The sequence below is a fragment of the Reyranella sp. genome, from assembly GCF_965279465.1.
GTDB lineage: Bacteria > Pseudomonadota > Alphaproteobacteria > Reyranellales > Reyranellaceae > Reyranella.
Window position 1 is genome coordinate 1,817,685 of sequence record NZ_OZ257242.1, and the last position, 25,520, is coordinate 1,843,204.

Sequence of the window (25,520 nt, forward strand, 5' to 3'; positions counted from 1 at the left end):
AGCGAGGGATCTATGCTGATCAGTATGGATCCCTCGCTTCGCTCGGGATGACACGACTCAAGGGAAGGAAACAAGGATGAAGACCGGGCCGGCGATCGCCGAAATCCTGAAGCGCGAGGGCGTCGAATATCTCTTCGCCTACCCCGTCAACCATTTGATCGAGCACTGCGCGGCGCTCGACATCCGCCCCATCATCGTGCGCCAGGAGCGCATCGGCCTGCACATGGCCGACGCCATGTCGCGCCTGACCAAGGGCCGCCGGATGGGCGTGTTCTGCATGCAGAGCGGTCCGGGCTCCGAGAATGCCTATGGCGGGGTCGCCCAGGCGTTTGGCGAATCCGTGCCGCTGCTGGTCATCCCGGCGGGCTATCCGCGCCGCATCGCGCATGTGCCGCCAAACTTCAACTCGACCCTGACCATGGCGCATGTCGCCAAGCACGCCGAGCCGATCACCTCGGGCAAGGAGATCGAGAACATCATGCGCCGGGCCTTCAGCCTGCTGCGCAACGGCCGCGGCTCGCCGGTGATCATCGAGTTCCCGGCCGAGGCCAACACGGAGGACGCGCCCGAGCCGCTGACCTACGAGCCGGTGATCGCCACCAAGTACGGTCCTGACCCCACCGCGGTGAAGGAAGCCGCCAAGGTGCTGGTCGCGGCCAAGCGGCCGGTGATCTATGCCGGCCACGGCGTGCATTGGGCGGAAGCCTACGACGAGCTGAAGGAGCTGGCCGAACTGCTCGCCATCCCGGTCTGCACCTCGCTCCAGGGCAAGAGCAGCTTCGACGAGACCCATCCGCTGTCGCTCGGCTCGGGCGGGCGCGCCTATCCGAAGGCGGTGCGCCACTTCCTCGACAATTGCGACGTGCTGTTCGGCATCGGCTGCTCGTTCACCGAGACCAACTTCGGCATCTCGATGCCGAAGGGCAAGACGGTGATCCACACCACGTTGGATCCCAACCATCTCAACAAGGACGTGCGTGCCCAGCACGGGCTGGTCGGCGATGCCAAGCTCGCGCTGCGCGCCATGATTGACGAGTGCAGCAAGCTGGTCGGCGGCAAGAAGCGCGATGCGGCGCCGGTCGTGGCCGAGATCAAGCCGATGGCCGACGAATGGCTCAAGGAGTGGATGCCCAAGCTCACCAGCAACGAGGCGCCGCTCAATCCGTACCGCGTTCTGTGGGACCTGCAGAATACGGTCGACAAGGCCAACACCATCATCACCCACGACGCCGGCAGCCCGCGCGATCAGCTCTCGCCGTTCTGGAAAACCACCGCGCCGCACACCTACATCGGTTGGGGCAAGACCACGCAGCTCGGCTACGGCCTCGGCCTCGCCATGGGTGCCAAGCTCGCGTGCCCGGACAAGCTCTGCATCAACGTGTGGGGCGATGCGGCGATCGGCTTCACCGGCATGGACTTCGAGACCGCCGTGCGCGAGCGGATTCCGATCATGTCGATCCTGCTCAACAACTTCTCGATGGCGATCGAGCTGCACATCATGAAGGTCTCGACCGAGAAGTACCGCTCGACGGACATCTCGGGAGATTACGCCGCCATGGCCCGTGCCTTCGGCGGTTACGGCGAGCGCGTGACCAAGCCGGAAGACATCATCCCGGCGATCAAGCGCGGCATCGAGCAGACGAAGAAGGGCGTGCCCGTGCTGCTCGAGTTCATCACGTCGAAGGAAGTGACGATCTCGACACCGAAGTGACACGCGCGCACTGCGTGTCATCCCGAGGCGTAGCCGAGGGATCTATGGGGCCACAGCATAGATCCCTTGCTGCGCTCGGGATGACAATGTGCGGTGGCTTGGGTAGCCTTCCGGCATGACGAAAATCCTGACACCGCTCGCGGAACACGACGTCGCCACGCGCGACGGCCTCTGGATGAGCCCGGTCGATGCCGAGGCGGTCACCGGCTGGACGCTCAAGCCCGAGGGCATGTGCCGCGCCGACCTCTGCGTGCCGTTGCCTCCATCGGCGCTTGGCACCAACGAGGTCGATGTCGCGGCGTTCTGGACGAAGCTCGGCGGCCCGGTCGTCGCGAGCGAGCGGCGTGACGTGTGGGCGCTGGGCGCACCCGCCGACGAACGCAACGCCGCGCTCGAAGGGCTCGAGGCGCCCGACTTCACCCTGCCGGATGTCGACGGCGTGCCGCGCTCGCTGTCGCAGCTTCGCGGCAAGAAGGTCTTCCTCGCCACCTGGGCCAGTTGGTGAGGCTGCCGGTTCGACTTGCCCGTGTGGCAGCAACTCTACGCCGAGCTTAAGGACAGGAACTTCATGGTCGTGGCCGTCGCCGAAGAGAGCCGCGGCGCCGATCACGCGCGTCCGTGGATCGAGCAGGCCCGGTCCGACTACTGGCAGCTCATCGACAAGGAGCACCGGCTCGAGGACCTCTACAATCTCGTGAACGTGCCGCAGGCGATCTGGATCGACGAGGCAGGGAGGATCGTCCGTCCGCCCGAAACGGCGGGTTCGACCGATCACTTCCGGCGTATGGATCTGGCGACCCGCACCATGGCTCCCGAGGACCAGGCCGACCGTCTCGCCGCGCGCCAGGCCTACATCGAGGCCGTGCGCGCGTGGGTCACGACCGGCAAGCACGCCCTGCCGGCCAGTGCCGCTCGTGCGGCCCTACCGAAGGTCACGCCCGAGATCGCCGAGGCCCGCGCGCGTTTCCGCCTCGGTGTCTGGCTGCGCGCCGATGGCCGCGCGGCCGAAGGCGACCTGCAGATGGCCGAGGCCAGCCGACTCCATCCCGAATCATGGAGCCTGTGGCGCCAGGCCGCCGACCTCGACGAGGTCGGCAAGGCAGGCGGTCCCGAGTTCTGGAAGCGCGTGCAAGCGCTCGGCGACAAGCCGTACTATCCGCCGCCCAAACTTTAGCAGGACGACCGCACGTTGAGCTTTCCCTCCCCCATCTTCGGGGAGGTCGCCGCGTACGCCAACAGCCTTTCCCGAATGATCGGCGTCGACCATGTCGGCATCGGCCGCGCTCGCCGGCAGCGACCGCCGCGTCTTCGCGGCTTGTGTGGCGTATCGGCGGGGCATCGAGAATCTGAGCCTACTCGGGAAAGCGCTCGACGTGGATTTCGGCGGTGCGCCCGAAATAGACGGCCCGCCGCCCGCTGAACGAGACCATATAGCCCGCACATCCGGCCGCCATGATCTTCGAGGAGAACCCTGCGTAGGTGTAGCCCGGCACGAGCTGCTGCGCGTCCCTTATGGCGGCCCGCACCGCGTCGATGTCCATCGCGGCCGCAATCGGGCTGTTGCCCTGCGATATCGGCAGCATGACGCTGTCGCCATCCGCACGGAAATAGGTAGCGGTCGACCGGCGATAATCGATTGCGTAGCTTTCAAAGCCTTCCTCCATCAGCGTTCCGACGATCTGAGGGAAGGTCATAGTGTTGCGCTCCGCGCCATCGAGACACGTTTGAGCAATCTGGATCAGGCGGCTGTCCATGGCTGTCTTCCTCTTGGTCATGCGTTGGTCAGTCGATCGGGATGGCGTCGAGCCCCAGGCGAGCGGCGGTCTCCTGCAGAATGCGCCGGAGGGCCTTGCGCTCTGCGTCCGTCAGGGAGCCGAAGCACTCGGTTTCGTTCTCATCGGCGAGGGCGGCCAATCGGGGCACCAGTTTCGTGCCCTTCGAGGTCAGTCGAAGCGTCTGGGAGCGCCCGTCGACCGGGCTGGGCTCTCGGGCAATCAACGACTTCGCGAGGAGGCGGTCCGCCAGCTTGGTGATCGCCCCGCGAGTCATGCCCATATCGTCAGCCAGCCGGCTGGGCGATATCGGTGCGCCACCATGAAGCACGCGCAGCAGCGCCCACTCGGCAACTGTCACATCCTTGGCCGCAAGCTTGCGGGCGAAGGCGTGCGACACGTGATTGGAAACCTGGCGAAGCCAGTAGCCGAGATGGTCGGTCAATTCGGATGGATTGGCAGCCACGCGCTCACCATAAAGTTGACTAGGAAACTATCCCGATAAAGTTTCCTAGTCAATCTCTTTCTCGGCGTCGGCGGCGACTGTCTCGAGACGACCGCCGAGACTACCTACGGCCGGAAGGCAAGCGCCCGAGGCTGCAGCCGCGAGGGCTGGCTCACGATCCGGTAGGCGTCGGCCACCCATTCGCATGCGAGGGGGCGGGTGTCGCGCGGGTCGATCATCTCCTCGATCTCGAAGCGGTTGAGCGGACCCACGGGCCCGCGCACGCTCTCGATGCGGGCGTTGATCTCGGCACGCAGGGCGGCGGGATCGGCGGCCTCGGCGAGCTGGCGCTTGTAGGCCGCCTCGATGCCGCCCTCGGGCGGGATGCCGCCGACGTCGGCGGCGGGCCACGTCACCCGAACAGACGCGGCCGAACGCGGCGTGGCGTAGTTGTTGCCAGCGACGCCGAAACTGCGCCGCATCAGCACCGTGAAGATCGGGATCTGGACCTGGGCGAAGGCGATCATCCACTCGCCCCCCTTGCGGATCGTGCCGGCGATCTCGTGCTCGATGCCGACCGCGAAGCCGGGATTGTCGACCAGGTTGAGCAGCGGAATGTGGAACAGGTCGCAGAGGTCGAGGTGGCGCTTGAGCTTGTCGCAGCCGTCCGCGGTCAACGCGCCGCCGTTCACGTGCCGGCTGTCGGACGCGATCACGCCCACCGGATGGCCGGCCAGGCGGATGAAGCCCGTGACCTGGTCGGTGCCCCACAGCGGTCCGATCTCGAAGAAGCTGTCCTTGTCGGCGAGCAGCCGGATCGCGTGCCGGACGTCGAACGTGGCGATGCGCTTGCGCGGCACCAGGGTGAGCAGCTCCTCCTCGCGGCGATCGGCCTTGTCGGTCGTCGCCTGCACCGGCGGGACCTCGTAGACGCTCGAGGGCAGGTAGCTCAGGAAGCGGCGGGTTTGCTCCATCGCCTCCTCCTCGCTCTCCGCGAGGTTGTCGACCGAGCCGTTGCGGCAGTGGATGTGCCAGCCGCCGAGGTCCTCCTTGGTTACGTCGTAACCCATGGCATGGCTGACCACCGGCGGACCGGCGACGAACAGCTGGGAGATGTCGCGCACCATCACCGAGAAGTGCCCGAGCACCGCTTTCGCTGCGCCGATGCCGACGACGCTGCCCAGCAGTAGGTTGACCACCGGCACGGTCGCCAGCTGGTCGGCGTAGTAGGAGCTGCCGAGATGGCCCGGCAGGAACGAGCCGCCGCTGCCCACGACTCGCGGCTGGCCGACCTTGATGGCGCCGGTGCTTTCCTTGGCCGCCGACTCCGCGCTGCTGCCTTGTTTGGGCACCATGGTCGCGACGCTGCCGCCGCCCGACGAGCCGTCGAGCAGGCGGATCGAGGGTGTCCTGATCTCGATCGACAACCGGTCGAGATAGCGCGACTTCTGGCCGATCGCGCCGTCGGCATGGCCGCCGCGGGAGGTGAAGTCGTCGGCGCAGACGATGCATGGCCGGCCCTCGATGCGGCCCTGTCCGCCGACATGGCTGGCCGGCGTGAAGGCGGCGATCTCGCCGTCGTCGTCGAAGGTCGCGAAGCCCGCCAGGCTGCCGACCTCGCGGAAGCTGCCACGGTCGAGCAACGCGTCGATGCGCTCGCGGCAGGTAAGCTTGTTGCGGTTGCGCTGGCGCACCACGCCCGGCTCGCGCGAGCCTGGAGCGAGTCGCTCATGGGCGATTGCCTGCAGTGCGGCGACCTTCTCGAGCATCGGGGTCCAGCTCTCGTCCCTCGGCACGACCGGCGCTGGTTGCATCGAGGCGGACGGCTTGATCACGGCGAGGATCTGCCCGCCGTCCACGGAACTGCCGGCCGTGATCGGCGCCACGCTCTCGACAACGCCTGCGCACGGCGCGCCGATCGAGCTTTCCATTTTCATCGCCGAGACGACGAAGAGCGTCTGGCCTGTTTTTACCGTGTCGCCAGCGCGCACCTTGATGTCGACGACCGCGCCGGCGTGCGGGCTCTCGATCGCCTGATGGCCAGGAGGGACGGGAAGCGGCCGGGCAGGTGCCTGCGCGTTGCGTCCAACGCGCCCGAGCGCGCTGGCCTGCTGGTCGAGAAACTTCAGTGTCGTCTGCTCGCCCTTCGCAGGTTCGATCGCGTCCGCAAGCAAGGTCGTCCGAGCATCGCCGCGCCGGAACTCGGCATTGGCGAGGATCGCACGCAGTTGCTCGACGTTGGTTGGCAGACCAGCGATGTGGAATTCGGCCAGCGCCCGCTCCGTCCGGTCGACCGCCGATTCGAACGTGCCCGAGGAACCCGATTGGCAGATCACTTTGGCCAGCAGGGGATCGAACTGCGGCGGCGGCGCCAGCCCGAGATAGCCGCAGGCATCGACCCGCACGCCTGGACCGGAGGGCTCGCGGTAGGCGATGAGCGTGCCGGTGCCTTGCGCCACGACCCGCGCCTGGATCGCGAATCCGCGCGGCTGACCGACGGCCTTCTGGTCGGCCATGCCGATCGCCGCGAGGGAGGCGCCTGATGCGATCCGGAACTGAGCCTCGACGAGGTCCAGTCCCGTGACCTGCTCGGTGATCGTATGCTCGACCTGGATGCGCGGATTGCATTCGATGAAGAAATGCCGGCCGCTCGCAGGGTCGACCAGGAACTCCACCGTGCCGGCATTTTCGTAGGCGGCGGCGCGGGTGAGCGTCACGGCGTCGGCAAGGATGCGCTGACGCAACCCTTCGTCGAGGTTGGGCGCGGGTGCCACCTCCACCACCTTCTGATGGCGCAGCTGGACCGAGCAGTCGCGCTCGAACAGATGCACCACGTTGCCCTGGCCGTCACCCAGGACCTGGACCTCGATGTGGCGCGGCCGCGGCACGATCTTCTCGAGGAAGACCGCGTTGTCGCCGAACGCGGCCTGCGCTTCGCCCTGACAGCGGGCGAACGCCTCGTCCATCTCCGCATCGGCCGTCACGATGCGCATGCCGCGCCCGCCGCCGCCCGCGGAGGCCTTCAGCATCACCGGATAGCCGATCGATTGGGCGACAGCCTTTGCTTCGGCACTCGAGGCGAGCGCTCCCGCTGCGCCGGGGACGACCGGAATGCCCTGCTTCTCGGCGAAGGCGCGGGCCGCGACCTTGTCGCCGAACAGCGCGAGGGCAGCAGGAGAAGGGCCGATGAAGCGCAGGCCCTCGGCCCGACAGCGCTCGGCAAACTTGGCATTCTCCGAGAGAAAGCCGTAACCGGGATGGACGCAATCAGCGCCAACTTCCTTGGCCGCTGCGATGACGGCCTCGATGTCGAGATAGGCGCGCAGCGGATCGGCAACATTCTTGCCGATCTCGTGGGCCTTGTCGGTGAGCTTGGTATGGAGCGACTGCGAATCTGCCGGCGAGAAAAGGGCAACCGATTCGATTCCGAGCGATGCCGCTGCCCGGGCGATGCGAATGGCGATTTCACCGCGATTGGCGATCAGTACGCGTTTGAACATCTTCGCTCCCTGGATTCATTTATTTGCCTCCAGACAATAGCCTGCTGGGAGCGCGGCTCTCCAGAGCCGCTCTTGCTTCGGTTCCGCTACCCATGAGCGGCTCTGGAGAGCCGCGCTTCCAGCCGTTCAAATTCAGCTCGTGCTGCGCAGCGCTTCCGTCGCCTGCCCGTCCACCGTGCCGCCAGCATCGACAACGACACCGTACTCGTGCCGCGCGCCATCGGGCGAGACGAGGCCGAGCCGCACGTCGTCCGCCACGCGGGAGACCTCGCGTTGTTGCGGGTCGCCGTAGCCGCCGCCGCCCGGCAGTTCGAGCAGCAGCCGTTCGCCCGCTGGTACGGTGTGCTTCTGCTTGCCCCTGAACAGGTTGCCCGACGACAGGCCGAAGGTCCCCGCGCCGCCGGGCTTGCCGCCGTCGCGGCCGCGAGCCGGGAATAGCACGCGGTCCATCGTGCCGGCCGACATGATGAAGGGCGCGTCCTCGGTCAGGCCGATCTCGATGGTTTGGCCGAGCCCGCCGCGCTGGCGGCCGGCGCCACCCGAATCGGCGCGCAGCTCCTTGCGCCAGACCACGACCGGCGAGATCGTTTCGGTGATTTCGATCGGAATGCAGCGCACCCGGCTCGGAAAGGCCGTTGCCGACATGCCGTCCTGGCGCGGCCGCGCGCCGGTGCCGCCGGCCATGATGCCCATCACCGTGAAGCGCGTGATGTCCGTGCGATGCTGCGTACCCGGCGCGATGCCGGGCCCGCCGAACAGCGGCATGCCCCACAGGCTCGCTGCACCCTCTGCGGGCGTGCCGCCGCCCAGCGCCTGGTGCAGGCAGCCGAACATCACGTCAGGCAGCATCTGGCCCACCGCGTGGCGCGCCGTCACCGCGCTGGGCCGCGGCGCATGCAGGATCGAGCCTTCGGGTGCGCTCACCGTCACGGTGGCGAGCGAGCCGGCATTGTTCAGGATCGCCGACCCCACGATGCAGCGCACGCCGAACGCGGTATAGGCGTCGGTGTAGCAGAACGGCACGTTGATGCCGTAGCCCGAGTGCGGCGAGGTACCGGTGTAGTCGACATGGATGCCCGACTCCGAAATCGTCAGTGCCGCCGTGATCTCGATCGGCTCCTCGTAGCCGTCGACCGTCATGCTGTGATGCCAGGTCCCCTTGGGCAGCTTGCCGATCTCGACCAGCATCGCCTCGCGCGAGTTGCCGATAACGAACTGCGCGATCTCCTCGAGCGTCGCGAGCGAAAACTCGTCCATCATCTCGACCAGGCGCCGGCAGCCGGTCTCGTTGCAGGCGGCAAGCGAATGCAGGTCGCCCTTCACCTGGATCGGCTCGCGCACGTTGGCCTCGACGACGGCGAACAGGTGCTTGTTGAGGATGCCCGCCTCGGCGAGCGGCATGATCGGAATGCACAACCCTTCCTCGAACACCGAGCGGCCGTCGGCGCCGAAGCCGATGCCACCGATATCGACGACATGCGCGGTCGAGGCGAACAACGCCACCAGACGGCCCTTCTTGAACGCCGGCGTCACGACGGTGAAATCGTAGAGGTGCCCGGTGCTGAGCCAGGGATCGTTGGTCAGATAGACGTCGCCCGGCTTCATCACCTCCACCGGATACTTCTTGAGGAAGTGCCCGACCGACAAAGCCATCGAATTGACGTGGCCCGGCGTGCCGGTGACCGCCTGCGCGATCATGCGGCCGGCAGGGTCGAACACGCCGGCCGAGAGGTCACCCGCTTCGCGCACCGCCGTCGAGAAGGCGGTGTGGATCAGCGTCTGCGCCTGCTCCTCGACCACGGCGATCAGGCGGTTCCACATGATCTGCATATGGATGGCTGCAGCGGGATCGTTACGCGTCATGGCGGCGCTCCAATACGATATGGCCGAACCGATCGATGCGGGCGTCGAAGACCGCGGACACGACGGTCGCTGTTTGCGCTTCGGCAATGATGGCGGGCCCGGCGATCCGGCTGCCCGGTACCAGCTGGTCGCGCCAATGCACGCCCACATCCTTGTATTCGCCCAGCAGCCCGTCGAACAGCCGGCGCCGATCGTTGGCCGTGGGGTGTGATTCGGCAGGCGCCGGGGGATCGCTCGTCTTGCCGCCGACCGACGCGCTCATCGTGATCGACCATGCCAGGATCTCGACCTCGACCCCGGGCACGGCGCGGCCAAAGATCTCGGCGTAGCGCTGCTCGAACAGGGTGCGCAGAAGCGGCGCGTCGTCGGTGGTGAGATCGCGCAATGGCAGATCGACGGCGATCTCATGGCCTTGGCCAATGTAGCGCATTTCGACATGACGATGCTCCTGGATCGCCGCGCCGGGAGCACCGGTCGCCACGATCTGGCGCGCCTCATCCTGCATCTCGCGCAGCATGCCGTTGACGGCGCCCGAGTCGAAGCCGCTCAGACGGAAGAAGCGGCTGCGCACCACCTCGTAGGCGACCGGTGCGCGCAGGAAGCCGACCGCCGAGCCGACGCCTGCGCTGGTCGGGATGACGATGCGATCCATCCCGAGCTTCTCGGCAAGCCGCGCGGCATGCAAGGGGGCCGCGCCGCCGAAGGCGATCAACGTGCGGTCGCCCAAGGTCTTGCCGCGTTCGATGGCGTGCACTCGCGCGGCGTTGGCCATGTTCTCGTCGACCATTTCACTGACGCCGTAGGCGGAATGGATCGCCGCGAGCCCGAGCCGCTCGCCGACATCCCGTTCGAGCGCGCTCTTGGCCGCTTCGACATCAAGCGAGAAGCTGCCGCCGGCAAAGCGGCGGGAGTCGATGCGGCCGAGCACGAGGTCGGCGTCGGTCACAGTCGGGGCGGTGCCGCCGCGGCCGTAGCTCGCCGGTCCCGGCTCGGCGCCGGCGCTCTCCGGTCCGACCTTGAGGCGCTTGAGCTGGTCGACGGTCGCGACCGAGCCGCCGCCGGCACCGATTTCGACCATCTCGATCACGGGAATGCGTACGGGCAGGCCGCTGCCTTTCAAGAAACGATAGATGCGGCCGATCTCGAAGCTGCGCGACGCCTGCGGCCGGAAGTCGTCGATCAGGCAGATCTTGGCGGTGGTGCCGCCCATGTCGAACGACAGCACGCGCGGCAGATTGGATTCGGCGGCGATGCCTGCGGCCAGGATGGCGCCGCCAGCCGGCCCCGATTCGACCAGGCGGATGGGAAAGCGCATCGCCGTTTCGAGCGTCGCCAGCCCGCCGCCCGAGAGCATGAGGTAGAGCGGGCAGGCGAGGCCGGTCTCCTTGAGCTGGCGCGACAGGCGGTCGAGATAGCCCGCCATCAACGGCTGGACATAGGCGTTGCAGGCGGTGGTCGAGAAGCGGTCATACTCGCGCACCTCGGCGCAGACCTCGCTCGACAGGCTGATGGAAATACCCGGCAGCTGCTTCGCGAGGATGTCGCGCACCCGCCGTTCATGGTCGGGATTCACATAGGCGTGCAGCAGGCCGATCGCGAGGCTTTGAACGTGGAGCTGTTGCAGCTCCGGCACCAGTGCCATCACCGCCGCTTCGTCGAGCGGGCGCAAGACCTCGCCTTTGGCGCTCATGCGCTCGGGCACGGTGAAGCGCAGGTCGCGCGGGATCAGCGGCGCGGGCTTCTCGATGAACACATCGTATTCGGAGAATCGGTCTTCGTAGCCCAGCTCCAGGGTGTCGCGATGGCCTTCGGTGCCGATCATCGCCGTGCGCGCGCCCTTGCGCTCAATCAGCGCGTTGGTGGCAAGCGTCGTGCCGTGGATGACGAGGTCGACCTCGTTCGGCGAGACGCCCGCCTCGGCGAGCGCCGCGGCGATGCCTTGCATGACGGCCTGCTCGGGCGCCCGTGGCGTCGTCAGGACCTTGGTGGTGACAAATCGGCTGCCGATCTGCACCGCAATGTCGGTGAAAGTGCCGCCAATATCCACGCCGACGCGCACATCACCCGCTTGTGTACTCATTGCTACGCATTTCCCATCGCAGAGGCGTGATGTCCAGCGAACCCTCACGAGTCTGTGACGCTGGCAATCGGTGTGTCGCTTTGCGGCACGTTTGCCTGTGCGATAGGGTCTTCCCTATTCCGAACAACGCTTTCTCGCAGGAGACCGACATGGCCGTGCTCAACGTCAACGGTAAATCGCTCCAGGCCAACGCCGATCCGCGCACGCCGCTGCTGTGGGTGCTGCGCGAGACGCTCGGCCTCACCGGTACCAAGTACGGCTGCGGCATCGCCCAGTGCGGCGCGTGCACCGTGCATATCGACGGCGTGGCGACGCGCTCCTGCCAGGTGCCGCTGAACTCGGTCTCGAGCGGCAAGAAGATCGTCACCATCGAAGGACTTGCCGAGAACGGCAAGCTGAACAGAATCCAGGCGGCCTGGCTCGAGAACGACACGCCGCAATGCGGCTACTGCCAGAGCGGCATGATCATGGCCGCGACCGCGCTGCTCGCCGCCAAGCCGAATCCGACCGATGCCGACATCGACGCGGCGATGACCAACATCTGCCGCTGCGGCACCTACAAGCAGGTCCGCGAAGCCATCCACGCCGCCGCCAAGGCCTGAGGGGAGGACATAACCATGACGATCCAGACCTCTCTCGGCCGCCGCGGCTTCATCGCCAGCGGTGCGGCCATCGCCGGCGGCTTCTCGCTCGGCTTCTCGTTTCCCTATGCCTCGGCGCAGGCCGCCGAGGTGCAGGAGATCAACGCCTGGGTGGTGATCAAGCCCGACGACACGGTGGTGATCCGCATCGCCCGTTCCGAGATGGGGCAGGGCACGCTCACTGGCCTCGCCCAGCTCGTGGCCGAGGAACTCGAGTGCGACTGGTCGAAGGTCACGACCGAATATCCGACGCCGGGCGAGAACATCCGCCGCAACCGTGTCTGGCGGAACTATTCGACCGGCGGCAGCCGCGGCATCCGCGAGAGCCAGCAATATGTCCGCGAGGGCGGCGCGATCGCGCGCGAGATGCTGATCGCGGCGGCCGCCGCCGAATGGAAGGTGCCGGCGGCAGAGTGCTCGGCGGCAAACAGTGTCGTCAAGCACGGCTCTGGCAAGACGCTGACCTACGGCCATCTCGCTGCGGCGGCGGCCAAGCTCGAGCCACCGAAGGAAGTGAAGCTCAAGGATCCCAAGGACTGGAAGATCGTCGGCCAGCCGGTCAAGCGGCTCGACACGCTCGACAAGCTGACTGGCGCCACGATCTACGGCATCGACGTAAAGCTGCCGGGGATGCTGAACGCGGCGGTCAAGGCCTGTCCGGTCAACGGCGGCAAGCTCAAGAGCTTCGAGGCCGCCAAGGTCGAGAAGATGCCGGGCGTGAAGAAGGTGGTATCGGTCGACGGCAACACCGTCGCGGTCATCGCCGACACCTGGTGGAACGCCAGGACGGCGCTCGAGAAGCTGCCGGTCGAATGGGATGTCGGCAAGCTGGGCGACGTTCAGCAGGACGACATCACAGCCATGCTGAAGGAAGGGCTCACCGCCAAGGAAGCCTTCATCGGCAACAAGGCGGGCGATGCCGACGCCGCGATCGCCGGCGCGGCCAAGAAGGTCGAGGCGACCTACGTCTTCCCGTATCAGCACCACGTCACGATGGAGCCGCTGAATGCGACAGCGCTCTACACCGCCGACAAGTGCGAAGTGTGGTGCGGCACGCAGAACGGCGAGGCGGCGCTGGCCGCGGCGTCGGAAGCCTCTGGCCTGCCGGTCGCCAAGTGCGACGTCTATAAGTTGATGCTGGGCGGCGGCTTCGGCCGGCGCGGTCGTGCCGACTATGTGCGGCAGGCCGTGCTGATCGCCAAGCAGATGCCGGGCACACCGATCAAGACGTTGTGGTCGCGCGAGGAGGACATGCTGCATGGCCTCTATCATCCGACGACCATGTGCAAGCTGACGGCCGGCCTCGATGCCCAGGGCAACATCGTCGGCCTGCGCGTCCGCATCTCGGGCCAGTCGATCCTGGCCTCGCTGGCGCCCCAGAACCTGCAGAACGGCATGGACCCGGTGGCTTTCCAGGGCCTGATGCCGAGCGGGCCGGAGGCAGCCTACGGCTACAACGTGCCGAACCTGCTGATCGATCACGCCATGCGCAACCCGCACCTCACGGCAGGCTTCTGGCGCGGCGTGAACGTCAACCAGAACGCGGTCTACATGGAATGCTTCATGGACGAGGTCGCGGAGGCGGCGGGCGTCGATCCGCTCGAGTTCCGGCTGAAAAACCTGAAGCCCAAGTATGCCGCCGTGCTGAAGGCCGCGTGCGAGAAGGCGGGCTACGGCAAGCCGCTGCCCGCCGGCCACTTCCATGGAATCTCGCAGGTCATGGGCTACGGCAGCTACGTCGCCGGCGTATCGGAAGTCTCCGTCAGCTCCGACGGCATCCTCAAGATCCACAAGATCACGGCCGCGACCGATCCGGGCTACACGGTCAATCCGGCGCAGATCGAGCGCCAGATCGCGGGTTCGTTCGTCTATGGCCTGTCGGCGGCGCTCTACGGCGAGATCACCGTCAAGGACGGCGTCGTCGAGCAGACCAACTTCGACAGCTACAACGTGATGCGCATGGACGAGATGCCCGAGGTCGAGTGCGCCCTGGTGCCGTCGGGCGGCTTCTGGGGCGGCGTCGGCGAGCCGACCATCGCCGTGGCCGCTCCCGCGACGCTGAACGCGATCTACAAGGCCACCGGCAAGCGCGTCCGCGAGCTGCCCCTGATGCATCAGGAGCTGAAGAAGGGCGCTTGAAGTCCGTCGTCCCGACCGGAGCCGAGCGTAGCGAGGCGCAGCGGAGGGATCTCGTCTTGTGGGTCTGCAGAAGATGAGGTCCCTCGACTACGCTCGGGACGACGGAAACCGGCACCTCATGGCGACGCGCCGTTCCTTCATCAAGCTGATGGCAACTGCCGGCGCGACGCCGGCAGTTGCGTTGGCTCGGGGTACGGCGAAGGTCGTCGTGGTCGGTGGTGGCTTCGCCGGCGCGGCCTGCGCGCGGGCGTTGCGCAAGCTCGATCCCGATCTCGACATCACTGTGATCGCGTCGAGCAAGACCTTCAGCGCGTGCCCGTTCAACAGCTCGGTGATCGCAGGCCTGCGCGACCCGGCGCAGCAGGAGTTCTCCTACGACTCCCTCGCCGCGCTCGGCGTCAAGGTGGCGACCGTCGGCGCGACGGCCGTCGATCCGGCCGCGAAGACCGTGACGCTTGCCGGCGGCGAAAAACTCGCCTGGGACCGGCTGGTCGTCGCGCCGGGCGTCGACATGAACTGGACGGCGATTCCGGGCTACACCGAAGCGGCGGCCGAGAAGATGCCGCATGCCTGGACGGGCGGGTCGCAGACCCTGCTGCTGCGCCGCCAGCTCGAGGCGATGGACGACGGCGGGCTGGTGGTGATCTCCGCTCCCGCCACGCCCTACCGCTGCCCGCCGGCGCCCTACGAGCGGGCGAGCCTGATCGCGCATTATCTCAAGGCCACCAAGCCGAAGTCGAAGGTGCTGATCCTCGATGCCAAGGACGGCTATTCCAAGCAGCACCTGTTCGAGGAGGCGTGGGCCGCGCTCTATCCCGGCCTGATCGAGCGGGTGCCGCTCAGCAAGGGCGGCAGTGTCACCTCGGTCGATCCCGCGACGATGACGGTCAAGACCGACTTCGAGGACTACAAGGCCGCCGTGGCCAACATCGTGCCGCCGCAGAAGGCGGCCGCCATCGCCGCGCGCGCCGGCGTGACGGATCGTACCGGCTGGTGTCCGATCGAGCCGGTAGGCTTCGAATCGACCCTGCAGCCCGGTATCCATGTGCTGGGTGACGCGGCGCTGATGGGGGCCATGCCGAAGGCCGCGCATGCCGCCGTCGAACAAGGCAAGGTCTGCGCCACGGCGGTCGTCGCCCGCCTTGCCGGTCGCGAGGCACCCGAGCCGACGCTCGACAACATCTGCTACAGCCTGGCAGGGCCGGCGTACGGTTTCGTAGAGGTCAACAAATACCGCCCAGAGAAGGGGCAATTGCTCGCCGTGCCCGGAGCGGTAAACACCAGCCCGGTCCGCGCGAGTGTCTCGATGCGGGCGCAGGAGGCGAGCGAAGACGAAGCGTGGTTTCGTGCCGTCACTGCGGAGACGTTCGGATGATGGCGCGCGCGCTCGCTGCTCTTCTGCTGCTGCCCACGGCTGCGTGGTCGCAGCAGGACTCGATTCCCCAGTCGCTGACCGGCCAACCCGGCGACGCCACGCGTGGTCGGGCGATCGTCGCCAATCGCACGGTCGGACTTTGCCTGCTCTGCCATAGCGGCCCGATTCCCGAGGAGCGCTTCCAGGGCAACCTGGCGCCGAGCCTCGCGGGTGCGGGATCGCGCTCTACTCAGGGCCAGCTGCGGCTACGGCTGGTCGATGCCGCACGTCTCAATCCCGACACGATCATGCCGCCCTATTACCGCGTGGACGGGCTCACCCGTGTTGCCAAGAATTTCCAGGGCAAGACCATCCTCACCGCCCCGCAGATCGAGGACGTCGTGGCCTATCTCGCGACCTTGAAGGACTGACATGAAATCAACCGGTCGTCCCGAGCGCAGCCGAGGGACCTTATCCTCTGGCCGACAAAGAACAGGCCCCTCGGCTGTGCTCGGGGCGACGGATTTGCGTCGTCGCCTGTTCCTCGCCAGTGCTGCTGCTGTCACGCTGCTGCCGTTCGCCGCCGAGGCGACGCCGGAGGCGCTGTCCGACGCCATCAAGGAAGTGACGGGTGGCGCGCCGCTGCGCGCCGGCAAGGTCACGCTCGATATTCCGCCGATCGTCGAGAACGGCAACACGGTGCCGATGACGGTCAGCGTCGAGAGCCCGATGACGGCGGATGACTACGTGAAGGCCATTCATGTCTTCAACGAGAAGAACCCGCAGCCGCACGTTTTCAACGCTTGGCTCTCGCCGGGCAACGGTAAGGCGGCGGTCGGTACGCGCATCAAGCTCGCCGACACCCAGAAGATCGTGGCCATCGCCGAGACCAGCAAAGGCGAGTATTGGTCCGCCAGCGCCGAGGTGATCATCACCATCGCCGCCTGCATCGAGGAAGTGACCTGATGGCCAATGTCCTGGCTAATGTGCCCAAGACGGCGAAGAAGGGCGACACCGTCGAGATCAAGGCGCTGATCATGCATCCGATGGAGACCGGCTTCCGGCCCGGCACCAACGGCCGCATCATTCCGCGCAACATCGTCGAGGACTTCAGCGCGACCTGGAATGGCCGAGAGATCTTCCGCATGAAGATGTCACCCGCGATTGCCGCCAATCCCTTCGTGTCGTTCTTCACGGTCGCGACCGAGAGCGGCACGATCGCCTTGCGCTGGAGCGGCGACGAGGGTTTCGTCGCGGAGCATCGGGTCGCCATCACGGTGACATGACCCGCCTGCAGCTGGCCGTCATCCTGGCGGGAGTGTTCTGTGCTTCGCTCGCCGTGGCACAGGCCGGCGACCCGCGCCGTTCGGGTTACCTGGAGATGGGCCCGGCGCTGCAGAAGATGCAGAACGATGACACCGCCAATCCGGCAATGCTGTTCGTGCAGGCGGGCGCTGCCATCTGGGCCGAGAAGGCCGGCGCTGCTGGCAAGTCCTGCGCGGACTGCCACGGCGACGCCGCCGCCAGCATGAAAGGCGTGGCCGCACGCTATCCAGCCGTCGCGCCGGCCCTGGGCAGGCCGGTCGATCTGGAGGGCAAAATAAATCTCTGCCGCACGACCCATCAGCAGGCGCCGGCACTGGCGCCGGAGAGCGACCGTCTGCTGGCTCTCAGCGTCTTGGTCACCCTGCAGTCCCGCGGCCTCCCGATCGCCCCACCCGACGATTCCAGGCTCGCGGCCCTGCGCGCGCAGGGCGCGGATCTCTACAAGCGCCGCCAGGGCCAGCTCAATCTCTCCTGCGCCAACTGCCACGACGACAATGCCGGCCGCAAGCTCGCCGGCGCGACCATCCCGCAGGCCCATCCGACCGGTTATCCGATCTATCGGCTGGAATGGCAGGCGCTTGGATCGCTCAAGCGGCGACTGCGCAATTGCATCGTCGGCATGCGGGCCGAACCGTGGGATTACGACGCAGCGGAATATCTGGCGCTGGAGGCCTATTTGATGGATCGTGCGCGCGGAATGCCCATGGACGCGCCCGGCGTGAGACCCTGACGATCGGCCGATGATGCGACGCCGGACGTTTCTCCCGTCTGCGCCAGACCTTGCAGCGGCGTCGGTACCCGGCGCGGCGCAGCCGGGCCGCACACTCGCCTTCGTGCCTGCTCGGGCAGGCTCGCGACGCTGGCTTCGATTGACGGGCCTGTTCATGGTCCGTAAGACCCCGGCCAGATGATTCAGCGCCGCACGCTGCTCTCCACCCTTCCCGCCATAACGATCGCACCCGCTTCCGCGGTGGGCCAGTCGCTGGCGATCCGGATGGGCACCGCCACCGAGGGCAGCGGCTTCTATGCATATAGCGTGGCGCTGATTGATGCCCTGAAGGCGGTCGATCCGATCCTCGAGATCAAGACGGAACAGACCAAAGGGTCGACCGAGAACGCCCGGGGGCTGCAGGCCGGCGACTTCGACATGGGCCTCGTCGGCGGCGAGGTGGTGCACGACTGGCTCGCCGCCAATCGCAATGCGCCACCGCTCAAGGTCGTGAGCGCGATCACTTCGGCGCCCGGCATGTTCTGCGCGCGGGCCGACAGTCGCCATCGCAGCATCGCCGACCTCAAGGGCCGGCCGATCGTCTGGGGGCCGCGCGGCGCCGGCGGCGCCGTGCAGGCCCGCTACGTGATGGACGGCATGGGCCTCGACATGGATCGCGATTTCGAGGCGATCTATCCGGAGAATTTCACCGATGGGCCGTCCATGGTGCTCGAAGGCCGCGCCGCTGCCATCTGGGGCATCGGCCTGCGCTGGCCGGGCTTCGTCGAGATTGCCAACCGGCCGCTCGGAGCACGCTTCATCGTGCCGACCGCCGAGGAGATCGCGCGCATCCGCGGCAAGTATCCCTTCCTCGAAAAGATCACCGTGCCGGCCAGCCTCTATCCCGGGCAGTATGCCCCCCTCGACACCGTCGGCGCCTGGAGCTTCATCCTGGCGCGGCCCGGCCTCGACGACTCGATCGGTCGCCGCATGGCCGTCGCGCTCTACAAGGTCGAGCGCAGCGGAATGCCCATGAGGCAGCTCGCGCAGACGACGGCGCGCAACACGCTCATGGCGATCAAGTCGGTCGACGAACTGCAGCCCGGCGTCCTGCGCTATTATCGCGAGATCAAGCTGGTGAAGTGAGAGTTTTCCGTCAGCCGCGGGGTTAGGGATTTTCCTGCTGCTGCAGGCGGCGCTTTCGATGACCCCTTTCATTGAGGCCGGCGCGGCATCCGCCCTAGAGTGGGGCATGTTCGCGTTTACCAACGCCGTCGCCCGTGCGACCCGATACGTGATCGGTGCCGAGGAGCCCGCGCTGTGGACCGTCTCGACCGGAGGCCGGATCGTCGGCTCGCTGGTGCGGGATGCCGATGGCTGTCGACTGTCGTGGTTCGCCGGGGCCGACCCCCGGCTGGTGGGCTATACTGGCCCGGTGACCAGCGACATCGAGACTCTTGCCGCCGCGCTCGGCCGCCGGCTCGGGGCGTCGGTCGAGCTGCAGTCGTTGCCGAGCTGAACGACGGCGGTTGAGATTTGGCCCGCGCGGCCCGAAAGTGATGTCATGAGCACCGGCCAGGACATGGACGCCATCGATCGCAAGATCGTGGTCCTCCTGCAGGACGACGCTAGCCTCTCGCTGGCGCAGATCGCCCACCGGGTGGGCCTGTCGCAAAGCCCATGCTGGAAGCGCATCCAGCGGCTGGAGAAGGCCGGCGTGATCCTGAAGCGGGTGGCACTGGTCTCACCCGAGGCGGTCGGCATGGGCCTCACCGTGTTCGTGTCGATCGAGACCGGCGATCATTCGACCGCCTGGCTCGCCAAGTTCGCCCAGACCCTGACCGCCATGCCGGAGGTGATGGAGTTCCATCGCATGGCCGGCGACATCGACTACATGCTGCGGGTCGCGGTACCGAACATGCAGGCCTACGACGCCTTCTACAAGCGGCTGATCGACACCATGCCGCTCAAGAACGTAACCTCGCGCTTCGCCATGGAGCGCATCAAGTCGACCACCGCCTATCCCCTGCCAGCCGAGACGAAAGTCCCGCGCAAGCGATAGGGCGCGGATCAGCTCAGTTTTCCCTCCCCGAAGACGGGGGAGGGAGTCCGAGCAGATCTCAACCTGCTTCGCGGGAGATTGGACGGCGGCACGCGCCGGGGGGTACGGTCGGGCAATCCATTCCATCGAGGAGCGTTTCAATGGCCGTGCACACGCTGAAGACCGGGAAAGTCGCCAATCTTCGTTCCGAGGTCTCGCCCGAGGAATGGCAAGCCCGCGTCGACCTCGCCGCCTGCTACCGGCTGATGGACCTCTACGGCATGTCCGACCTGATCGCCAACCACGTCTCGGTCCGTGTCCCTGGCGAGCATGACGCGTTCCTGATCAATGCCTACGGGCTGCTCTACGAGGAGATCACCGCCTCGAGCCTGATCAAGATCGACCACGAGGGCAAGATCCTCACCAAGCCGGAGTTCGTCGAGGGCATCGAATACGGCGTCAACCGTGCCGGCTTCGTGATCCATAGCGCGATCCATATGGCCAAGCCCGAGGTCGCCTGCGTGATCCATACCCACACCTGGGCGGGTATGGCGGTGTCGACCATGGAATGCGGCCTGCTGCCCAACACCCAGACCTCGATGCGCTTCGCCAAGATCAGCTACCACGACTTCGACGGCGTGGTGATCAACCTCGATGCGCGCGAGGCGCTGGTGAAGGACCTCGGCGACAACAACGCGCTGATCCTGCGCAACCATGGCCTGCTCACCACGGGCGCGACCATTCCCGAGGCGTTCAACGCCATGCATCGCCTCGAGCTGTCGTGCAAGACGCAGATCGCGGCGATGTCCTGCAACACCAAGCTGATCGAAGTCCCGACCGACGTGGTCGAGGCGACCTACATGAACTACCAGCCCAAGACGCGCCGGCCGTTCGGCCTGCTCGACTGGCCGGCGTTGCTGAGGAAGCTCGACCGGATCGATCCCGGCTTCCGCGATTGATTTGGACACGCCGCACAGCTCGTACGGGCCTTCGCCGTCGTTGCGTGCGGTTAGTGGACAGCGCCGGCTTGATCGTGCCGGTGGGCGCGAATATCGGAATCGCGCTTGCGCGGATGGAGTCGACCAGGGGCTACAGCACCTCGTGGAAGCCGATCGCGACCCGGTCGGGCGCGCGGGCGGCGACACCGACGAAGGTCGCGCGCTGCAGCCAGGCAAGGGTCGGCTCGGCCGTCTCGAAGTGCGGCGCCGTGCGGAAGTGGTAGCTGTCGAACGGCACCGACTCGCCACGCGACATGCGGGCCAGGACCTCGGGGCTCGCCACCCGCACCCCCTCGTTCTGCACGTAGATCAGGGCCCCCGACCGGGCGCGGATCGTATAGCGCGCCACCACCTCGATCGTGCCGTCCGGTCGCACGATCTGCCAGTCGGCGCCGCCCGGCAGGATTTCGCCGACCAGCTTCGGCCCGTGCACCTCGCCGCCCAGGATGTCGATGATCCGCCGGTGCCCGCGCGCAGTCTGGCCGAGGTCCTGGATCGGTCCGACCTTGGCCTTGATGGCGAAGGCGAAGCGCAGCTGCGGAGCCGTAGCGATGAAGCGATCTATCTCGTCGGTCATGGCGTCAGTCTCCTCTCCTTGAGGGGCTGGGCCAAGGGGGGCGTTCTTGCTCTTATTGCGGGGGCGCAGGCTCTCGCGCCTCAGAAGGCGCTGCCGCCCGCCAGCGCGTATGAACGCGCTTACTTCGGCTTCCCAAGCAGATGATCCGAGATGATGCGCTGCTGGATCTCCGACGTGCCCTCGAAGATCTTGGTGAGGCGGGCGTCGCGCCAGTAGCGCTCGACGGCGTGGAGCGTCGTGTAGCCCGCGCCGCCGAAGATCTGCAGCGCTTCCGACGTTACCTTCTCGGCCATCTCGGAAGCGAAGAACTTCACCATCGCCGCTTCCTTGTCGCAGCGCCGCTTCTGGTCGATCTCGTCGCAGACGAAATACATGAGCTGGCGCGATGCCTCGATCTCGGTCGCCATGCGCGCGAGCCGGAAACGGGTGTTCTGGAACTCGCCGATCGCCTGGCCGAACTGGCGTCGCTCCTGCGCATAGGCGGTCGCGTCCTCGAGCGCGCCGCGCGCCAGGCCGATCGCCCGCGCCGCGGTGTGCGCGCGCGCCCGCTCCAGTCCGGCGGAGATGTAATAGAATGCGCGGCCTTCCTCGCCGATCAGCGCCTCGGCCGGCAGGCGGCAATTGTCGAAGGCGAGCTCCCAGGTCTTCCAGCCGAAGTATCCGATCTTGGGGATCGGCGCGCCCTTCACGCCCGGCGGCAGCGTGCCGCGCGGCTTCTCGATCAGGAACGACGAGAGGCCGACATGCTTGCGCTTGGGATCGGGCGCATCCGACGTGCGTGCCACCAGCATGATGTAATCGGCGCCGTCGGCGAAGGTGCACCAGTATTTGTTGCCGTTGATCACCCAGGAGTCGCCGTCCTTGCGGGCGCGGCAGGCGATGTTGCCGAGGTCCGAGCCGACGTCCGGCTCCGACATCGCCGCAGCGCCGAGGAACTCGCCGCGGGCGGCACGCGGCAGGAAAACCGCGCGCTGCGCGTCGGTCATGCCGCGGCCGGCACTGAGGCCGTTGCCGCGGGCGATGATCGAGGCGACGCTCATCCAGGCGCGCGCCAGCTCCTCGGTGATCAGGCAGTATTCGAAGACGCCGAGCCCCAGCCCGCCGTACTGCTCGGGAATGACGATGCCGAAGTATCCCATGTCGGCGAGCTTCTGGATCAGCTCGCGCGGGATGTCGCCCTTCTCGGGGTCGAGCTTGTTGGCGAGCGGCAACACCTCCTTCATGGCAAAGGCGCGCGCCGTCTCCTGGATCATCCGGCGCTCGTCGGTCATGTAGCCCATGGTCTTTCCTTCTGTGTTGCCGCAGCATAGTAGCCGTGAAGTGTGAGACGGACACCGCGACGATCGACTACGAGGCGCACGGCGAAGGCCGCGCCATCGTCTTCCTGCACGGCTGGACGATGAACCGTCAGGTCGAGATCGACACTTACGAGCCGATCTTTGCGACGCGCCCCGGCTGGCAGCGGATCTACCCCGATCTCCCGGGGATGGGACAGTCGGTCGCCAGGGCCATCCGGAACCAGGACGATGTACTGGCGGCGATGCTCGACTTTCTCGACCGTCGGCTGTCAGGGACGCCGTTCGTGCTGGCGGGCACATCGCTTGGCGGCTATCTCGCCCGCGCGATCGCCGCGCGGCGGCGCGAGCAGGTGAGGGGCCTGCTGCTGAAAGTGCCGGCGATCATCACCGATACCGCCAGACGCACGCTGCCGGCGTTCGAGCCGCTGGTGCGCGAGGAGAGCGTCCTTGCAGCTCTTGATCCGGCAGAGCGGACAGCGATGGGACCGATGCTGGTCGAGGCGCCGGCCTATGTCGAAATGGCGCGCCGCCGATTCCGTGCGCTGGTTCAGCCCGCGATCGACGGTACCGCACCATGGGCGCTGGAGATGCGCGCCGATCCGGCCCGGTACGGCTTTTCCTTCGATCTTGCCGCCGTAGAAAAATCCTTCGCCAAACCGGCCTTGGTGATCGCGGCCCGTCAAGACACGACCGTCGGTTACCGCGACGCGTGGGACATTCTGGAGAGCTACCCGCGCGCCACCTTCGCCGTGATCGACCGGGCGACCCATGGGTGGCCCATGGAGTCGAGGGATTTGCTTGCCGCGCTCGTTGACGACTGGCTCGAACGCATCGAAAAGGCCGAGCAATCGATCTGATCCCTCATCCGGAGACCGCCATGCCCCGCCTGCTGCGCCGTGCCGCGCTCGCCCTTGCGGCGCTGCTCCTGCCCGCCGCCGTGCAGGCGCAGGAGTGGCCGACCAAGCCGATTACTCTCTATATGGGCTTCCCGGCCGGCTCCGGCGTCGATGTCGTGGCGCGCATGCTGCAGCCGTCGCTCGAGAAATCGCTCGGCCAGCGCCTGGTGATCGACTACAAGCCCGGTGCCGGCGGCAACGTCGCCTCCGAGGTCGTGGCCCGTGCGCCCGCCGACGGCTACACCTTCCTGCTGGCGACCGCCGCGACGCATGGCGTCAATGCCGCGCTCTACAAGCGGCTGTCGTTCGATGTCGAGGCCGACTTCACGCCAATTTCCACGATGAACGATGTCTCGAACGTGCTGATGATCAACCCCAACGTGATCGATGCCGGGTCGGTGAAGGATTTCATCGCCAAGGTGAAGGCCGCGCCCGGCAAGTACAACTACGCCTCGACCGGCAACGGCACCGGCACCCATCTCGCCTTCGCCGAGTTCGTGCACAAGGCCGGCCTCGACATGGTGCATGTGCCCTACAAAGGCGGGCCGGAGGCGATCCAGGGCGTGCTGGCCGGCGACACGTGCTGCATCTTCAACCAGGTTCAGACGGCGCTGCCGCAGTGGCGCGCCGGTAAGGTGCGGCTGCTGGGCGTCACCACGGCCAAGCGCGTGCCGGCGATCCCCGACGTGCCGACGATCGCCGAGGCCGGCGTGCCCGGCTACGAGAGCTACACCTGGTTCGGTGTCTTCGGTCCGAAGGGCCTCGATCCGGCGATCGCCGCGAAGATGAACGCCGCCATCAAGGTCGCGCTCGACGATCCCGGGACGCAGAAGAAGATGGCCGACCTCGGCAACACCCCGCGCTACGAGACGCTGCAGCAGTTCAAGGAGACGGTGCACCGCGACCGGCTGAAGTGGGCCGAGGTGGTGAAGGCGGTCGGCGTGACCATCGAGTGAGTCCCGGCGCCGACTTCAACGCCTTTCTTTCACGTCTTATCCGCATGAAAACTCCGTCGTCCCGACCGGAGCGCAGCGTAGTGGAGGGACCTTCTCAGGCAACGCCCGCCGGGATGAACAGGTCCCTCGACTACGCTTCGCTCCGCTCGGGACGACGGGAGAACCGCTCATTCAGATAAGAAACACGCCCTTCCCGTCCGCCTGCTTGTCGAACAGCCGGTAGGCCTCCTCCGCCTGGTCCAGCGTCCACTGGTGCGTGAAAAGCTTGTCGACGTCGATCTTGCGGTCGATGCAGAACTGGGCGCACTCCGCCTGGATGATCGTCGAGAAGGTCCAGGAGGCGAGCAGCGTTATCTGCCGGCGCAGCAGATGTGGGCTGACCTCGATCGTCACGTCGCCGCCTTCGCCGACGAAGCACATCGTGCCCCAGACCTTGGTGCTGCGGATGGCGTTGAGGCGTGCCTCGCGATTGCTGGACGTGTCGAGCGTGAGGTCGGCGTACTTGCCGTGGGTCAGTTCCTTGATCGCCGCGACCGGATCGTTCGAGCCCGGATTGACCAGCTCGTCGGCGCCGAACTCCCTGGCGCGTTCCAGCCGCTGCGGATTGACGTCGAGCGCGATCACCCGCGCACCCATCGCCTTGGCGAATTGCGTGCCTGCGAGGCCGACCGGTCCCTGGCCGAAGATCGCGATCGTGTCGCGGCCGGAGAGGTTCATGCGCCGCAGCGCGCCATAGGCGGTGCCGGAGCCGCAGGAGATCGCCGCGCCGGCCGTGAAGCTCAGCGCCTCGGGCAGCGGCACCATCGTGTTGGCTGGCACCTTCAGGTACCGGGCATGCCCGCCGTGCGCGTTTCCGCCGTACACTTTCACCGGGACCTCCTGGCAGAGCTGCTGCCATCCGGAGCGGCAGTGGCTGCACTGGGTGCAGCCCTGGTAGTGGTGCACCATCATGCGATCGCCCACCTTCGCCTCGGCCGCGGACACGCCGGGTCCGACGGCGACGACCACGCCACACGGCTCGTGCCCCGCGATGGTCCCGGTCACCTGGCTTTTCGGCCGGCGGTATTGATGTAGGTCCGATCCGCACATGCCGGACGCCTTCATCTCGAGCACGACCTCTCCCGGTCCCGGCGTCGGGTCGGGGAAACTCGAGAAGTCGAGAGTGCGGTCGCCTGTGAACACGACGCCTTGCATGGCGTTCCCTCCTGTGTTTG

General features: G+C 66.9%; 23 protein-coding genes. 15 read left to right on the top strand and 8 right to left on the bottom strand.

The features are described from left to right. Positions 1–76: 76 nt before the first annotated feature. Entirely contained in the window at positions 77–1,711 is a 1,635-nt protein-coding gene (locus ACQY8M_RS08925) for a thiamine pyrophosphate-requiring protein (RefSeq protein ID WP_428670968.1), read from the top strand. Between the two features lie 115 nt (positions 1,712–1,826). Continuing rightward, the gene (locus ACQY8M_RS08930) at positions 1,827–2,885 is read left to right on the top strand and encodes a redoxin domain-containing protein (RefSeq protein WP_428670970.1); all 1,059 of its coding nucleotides are present in this window, start codon (positions 1,827–1,829) and stop codon (positions 2,883–2,885) included. A gap of 178 nt (positions 2,886–3,063) precedes the next feature. On the opposite strand, the gene ACQY8M_RS08935 is transcribed toward ACQY8M_RS08930, so the two are convergent. The 5 genes from ACQY8M_RS08935 to ACQY8M_RS08955 form a co-directional block, all read right to left on the bottom strand. Beyond that, positions 3,064–3,465: a DUF1398 domain-containing protein gene (locus ACQY8M_RS08935; RefSeq protein WP_428670972.1), complete on the bottom strand. Its 402-nt coding sequence runs from the start codon at positions 3,463–3,465 to the stop codon at positions 3,064–3,066. Between the two features lie 28 nt (positions 3,466–3,493). Further along, a complete protein-coding gene (locus ACQY8M_RS08940) occupies positions 3,494–3,949 on the bottom strand; it encodes a MarR family winged helix-turn-helix transcriptional regulator (protein ID WP_428670974.1) in 456 nt (151 codons plus the stop codon). 104 nt (positions 3,950–4,053) lie between these two features. Further along, on the bottom strand, positions 4,054–7,428 hold the full coding sequence (locus ACQY8M_RS08945) for a carboxyl transferase domain-containing protein (protein WP_428670976.1): 3,375 nt from the start codon (positions 7,426–7,428) through the stop codon (positions 4,054–4,056). A 132-nt stretch (positions 7,429–7,560) separates the two neighbouring features. After that, positions 7,561–9,291: a hydantoinase B/oxoprolinase family protein gene (locus ACQY8M_RS08950; protein WP_428670978.1), complete on the bottom strand. Its 1,731-nt coding sequence runs from the start codon at positions 9,289–9,291 to the stop codon at positions 7,561–7,563. Next, positions 9,281–11,371: a hydantoinase/oxoprolinase family protein gene (locus tag ACQY8M_RS08955; protein ID WP_428670980.1), complete on the bottom strand. Its 2,091-nt coding sequence runs from the start codon at positions 11,369–11,371 to the stop codon at positions 9,281–9,283. The genes ACQY8M_RS08950 and ACQY8M_RS08955 overlap by 11 nt, the downstream gene beginning before the upstream one ends. 149 nt (positions 11,372–11,520) lie before the next feature. Between ACQY8M_RS08955 and ACQY8M_RS08960 the strand changes: the two genes are divergently transcribed. The 11 genes from ACQY8M_RS08960 to ACQY8M_RS09010 all read left to right on the top strand — a co-directional run bounded on the left by ACQY8M_RS08960 (position 11,521) and on the right by ACQY8M_RS09010 (position 20,540). Further along, entirely contained in the window at positions 11,521–11,973 is a 453-nt protein-coding gene (locus ACQY8M_RS08960) for a (2Fe-2S)-binding protein (protein ID WP_428670982.1), read from the top strand. A 15-nt stretch (positions 11,974–11,988) separates the two neighbouring features. Continuing rightward, entirely contained in the window at positions 11,989–14,151 is a 2,163-nt protein-coding gene (locus ACQY8M_RS08965; RefSeq protein WP_428670984.1) for a molybdopterin cofactor-binding domain-containing protein, read from the top strand. Between the two features lie 118 nt (positions 14,152–14,269). Next, entirely contained in the window at positions 14,270–15,526 is a 1,257-nt protein-coding gene (locus ACQY8M_RS08970; RefSeq protein WP_428670986.1) for an FCSD flavin-binding domain-containing protein, read from the top strand. After that, on the top strand, positions 15,523–15,936 hold the full coding sequence (soxX, locus tag ACQY8M_RS08975; protein ID WP_428670988.1) for a sulfur oxidation c-type cytochrome SoxX: 414 nt from the start codon (positions 15,523–15,525) through the stop codon (positions 15,934–15,936). The genes ACQY8M_RS08970 and soxX overlap by 4 nt, the downstream gene beginning before the upstream one ends. Positions 15,937–16,030: 94 nt before the next feature. Beyond that, complete coding sequence (locus ACQY8M_RS08980; protein ID WP_428670990.1) at positions 16,031–16,471, top strand: SoxY-related AACIE arm protein; 441 nt, start codon at positions 16,031–16,033, stop codon at positions 16,469–16,471. Further along, entirely contained in the window at positions 16,471–16,791 is a 321-nt protein-coding gene (soxZ, locus tag ACQY8M_RS08985) for a thiosulfate oxidation carrier complex protein SoxZ (RefSeq protein ID WP_428670992.1), read from the top strand. Before ACQY8M_RS08980 ends, soxZ begins: the two co-directional genes overlap by 1 nt. Beyond that, the gene (soxA, locus tag ACQY8M_RS08990; RefSeq protein ID WP_428670994.1) at positions 16,788–17,561 is read left to right on the top strand and encodes a sulfur oxidation c-type cytochrome SoxA; all 774 of its coding nucleotides are present in this window, start codon (positions 16,788–16,790) and stop codon (positions 17,559–17,561) included. The genes soxZ and soxA overlap by 4 nt, the downstream gene beginning before the upstream one ends. Before the next feature lie 177 nt (positions 17,562–17,738). Then, positions 17,739–18,686, top strand: coding sequence for a TAXI family TRAP transporter solute-binding subunit (locus ACQY8M_RS08995; protein ID WP_428670996.1), 948 nt, complete (start codon positions 17,739–17,741; stop codon positions 18,684–18,686). A gap of 58 nt (positions 18,687–18,744) precedes the next feature. Further along, positions 18,745–19,059, top strand: coding sequence for a hypothetical protein (locus tag ACQY8M_RS09000; protein ID WP_428670998.1), 315 nt, complete (start codon positions 18,745–18,747; stop codon positions 19,057–19,059). 45 nt (positions 19,060–19,104) lie between these two features. After that, positions 19,105–19,602: an Lrp/AsnC family transcriptional regulator gene (locus tag ACQY8M_RS09005; protein WP_428671000.1), complete on the top strand. Its 498-nt coding sequence runs from the start codon at positions 19,105–19,107 to the stop codon at positions 19,600–19,602. Between the two features lie 140 nt (positions 19,603–19,742). Then, the gene (locus tag ACQY8M_RS09010) at positions 19,743–20,540 is read left to right on the top strand and encodes a class II aldolase/adducin family protein (RefSeq protein WP_428671002.1); all 798 of its coding nucleotides are present in this window, start codon (positions 19,743–19,745) and stop codon (positions 20,538–20,540) included. A 130-nt stretch (positions 20,541–20,670) separates the two neighbouring features. On the opposite strand, the gene ACQY8M_RS09015 is transcribed toward ACQY8M_RS09010, so the two are convergent. Both ACQY8M_RS09015 and ACQY8M_RS09020 read right to left on the bottom strand, forming a co-directional pair. Then, the gene (locus ACQY8M_RS09015) at positions 20,671–21,156 is read right to left on the bottom strand and encodes a DUF3237 domain-containing protein (RefSeq protein ID WP_428671004.1); all 486 of its coding nucleotides are present in this window, start codon (positions 21,154–21,156) and stop codon (positions 20,671–20,673) included. Positions 21,157–21,275: 119 nt separating this feature from the next. Next, a complete protein-coding gene (locus ACQY8M_RS09020) occupies positions 21,276–22,436 on the bottom strand; it encodes an acyl-CoA dehydrogenase family protein (RefSeq protein ID WP_428671006.1) in 1,161 nt (386 codons plus the stop codon). Between the two features lie 119 nt (positions 22,437–22,555). On the opposite strand from ACQY8M_RS09020, the gene ACQY8M_RS09025 reads away from it, so the two are divergent. Together ACQY8M_RS09025 and ACQY8M_RS09030 are read left to right on the top strand one after the other, a co-directional pair. Continuing rightward, positions 22,556–23,311 (top strand): alpha/beta fold hydrolase, encoded by a 756-nt coding sequence (locus ACQY8M_RS09025; RefSeq protein WP_428671008.1) that lies wholly within the window; start codon positions 22,556–22,558, stop codon positions 23,309–23,311. 20 nt (positions 23,312–23,331) lie between these two features. Then, positions 23,332–24,306 (top strand): Bug family tripartite tricarboxylate transporter substrate binding protein, encoded by a 975-nt coding sequence (locus tag ACQY8M_RS09030; RefSeq protein WP_428671010.1) that lies wholly within the window; start codon positions 23,332–23,334, stop codon positions 24,304–24,306. Positions 24,307–24,477: 171 nt separating this feature from the next. Here the strand turns inward: ACQY8M_RS09030 and ACQY8M_RS09035 are convergent, their stop codons facing one another. Next, positions 24,478–25,500: a zinc-dependent alcohol dehydrogenase family protein gene (locus ACQY8M_RS09035; RefSeq protein WP_428671012.1), complete on the bottom strand. Its 1,023-nt coding sequence runs from the start codon at positions 25,498–25,500 to the stop codon at positions 24,478–24,480. Between the last annotated feature and the right edge of the window lie 20 nt (positions 25,501–25,520).

Bases quoted from the DNA above. Each gene is read 5' to 3' on its own strand.
- ACQY8M_RS08925 (WP_428670968.1), top strand. From the start codon at position 77: ATGAAGACCGGGCCGGCGATCGCCGAAATCCTGAAGCGCGAGGGCGTC.
- ACQY8M_RS08935 (WP_428670972.1), bottom strand. From the start codon at position 3,465: ATGGACAGCCGCCTGATCCAGATTGCTCAAACGTGTCTCGATGGCGCG.
- ACQY8M_RS08945 (WP_428670976.1), bottom strand. From the start codon at position 7,428: ATGTTCAAACGCGTACTGATCGCCAATCGCGGTGAAATCGCCATTCGC.
- ACQY8M_RS08950 (WP_428670978.1), bottom strand. From the start codon at position 9,291: ATGACGCGTAACGATCCCGCTGCAGCCATCCATATGCAGATCATGTGG.
- ACQY8M_RS08955 (WP_428670980.1), bottom strand. From the start codon at position 11,371: ATGAGTACACAAGCGGGTGATGTGCGCGTCGGCGTGGATATTGGCGGC.
- ACQY8M_RS08960 (WP_428670982.1), top strand. From the start codon at position 11,521: ATGGCCGTGCTCAACGTCAACGGTAAATCGCTCCAGGCCAACGCCGAT.
- ACQY8M_RS08965 (WP_428670984.1), top strand. From the start codon at position 11,989: ATGACGATCCAGACCTCTCTCGGCCGCCGCGGCTTCATCGCCAGCGGT.
- ACQY8M_RS08970 (WP_428670986.1), top strand. From the start codon at position 14,270: ATGGCGACGCGCCGTTCCTTCATCAAGCTGATGGCAACTGCCGGCGCG.
- soxX (WP_428670988.1), top strand. From the start codon at position 15,523: ATGATGGCGCGCGCGCTCGCTGCTCTTCTGCTGCTGCCCACGGCTGCG.
- soxZ (WP_428670992.1), top strand. From the start codon at position 16,471: ATGGCCAATGTCCTGGCTAATGTGCCCAAGACGGCGAAGAAGGGCGAC.
- soxA (WP_428670994.1), top strand. From the start codon at position 16,788: ATGACCCGCCTGCAGCTGGCCGTCATCCTGGCGGGAGTGTTCTGTGCT.
- ACQY8M_RS08995 (WP_428670996.1), top strand. From the start codon at position 17,739: ATGATTCAGCGCCGCACGCTGCTCTCCACCCTTCCCGCCATAACGATC.
- ACQY8M_RS09000 (WP_428670998.1), top strand. From the start codon at position 18,745: ATGACCCCTTTCATTGAGGCCGGCGCGGCATCCGCCCTAGAGTGGGGC.
- ACQY8M_RS09005 (WP_428671000.1), top strand. From the start codon at position 19,105: ATGAGCACCGGCCAGGACATGGACGCCATCGATCGCAAGATCGTGGTC.
- ACQY8M_RS09010 (WP_428671002.1), top strand. From the start codon at position 19,743: ATGGCCGTGCACACGCTGAAGACCGGGAAAGTCGCCAATCTTCGTTCC.
- ACQY8M_RS09015 (WP_428671004.1), bottom strand. From the start codon at position 21,156: ATGACCGACGAGATAGATCGCTTCATCGCTACGGCTCCGCAGCTGCGC.
- ACQY8M_RS09020 (WP_428671006.1), bottom strand. From the start codon at position 22,436: ATGGGCTACATGACCGACGAGCGCCGGATGATCCAGGAGACGGCGCGC.
- ACQY8M_RS09025 (WP_428671008.1), top strand. From the start codon at position 22,556: ATGAACCGTCAGGTCGAGATCGACACTTACGAGCCGATCTTTGCGACG.
- ACQY8M_RS09030 (WP_428671010.1), top strand. From the start codon at position 23,332: ATGCCCCGCCTGCTGCGCCGTGCCGCGCTCGCCCTTGCGGCGCTGCTC.
- ACQY8M_RS09035 (WP_428671012.1), bottom strand. From the start codon at position 25,500: ATGCAAGGCGTCGTGTTCACAGGCGACCGCACTCTCGACTTCTCGAGT.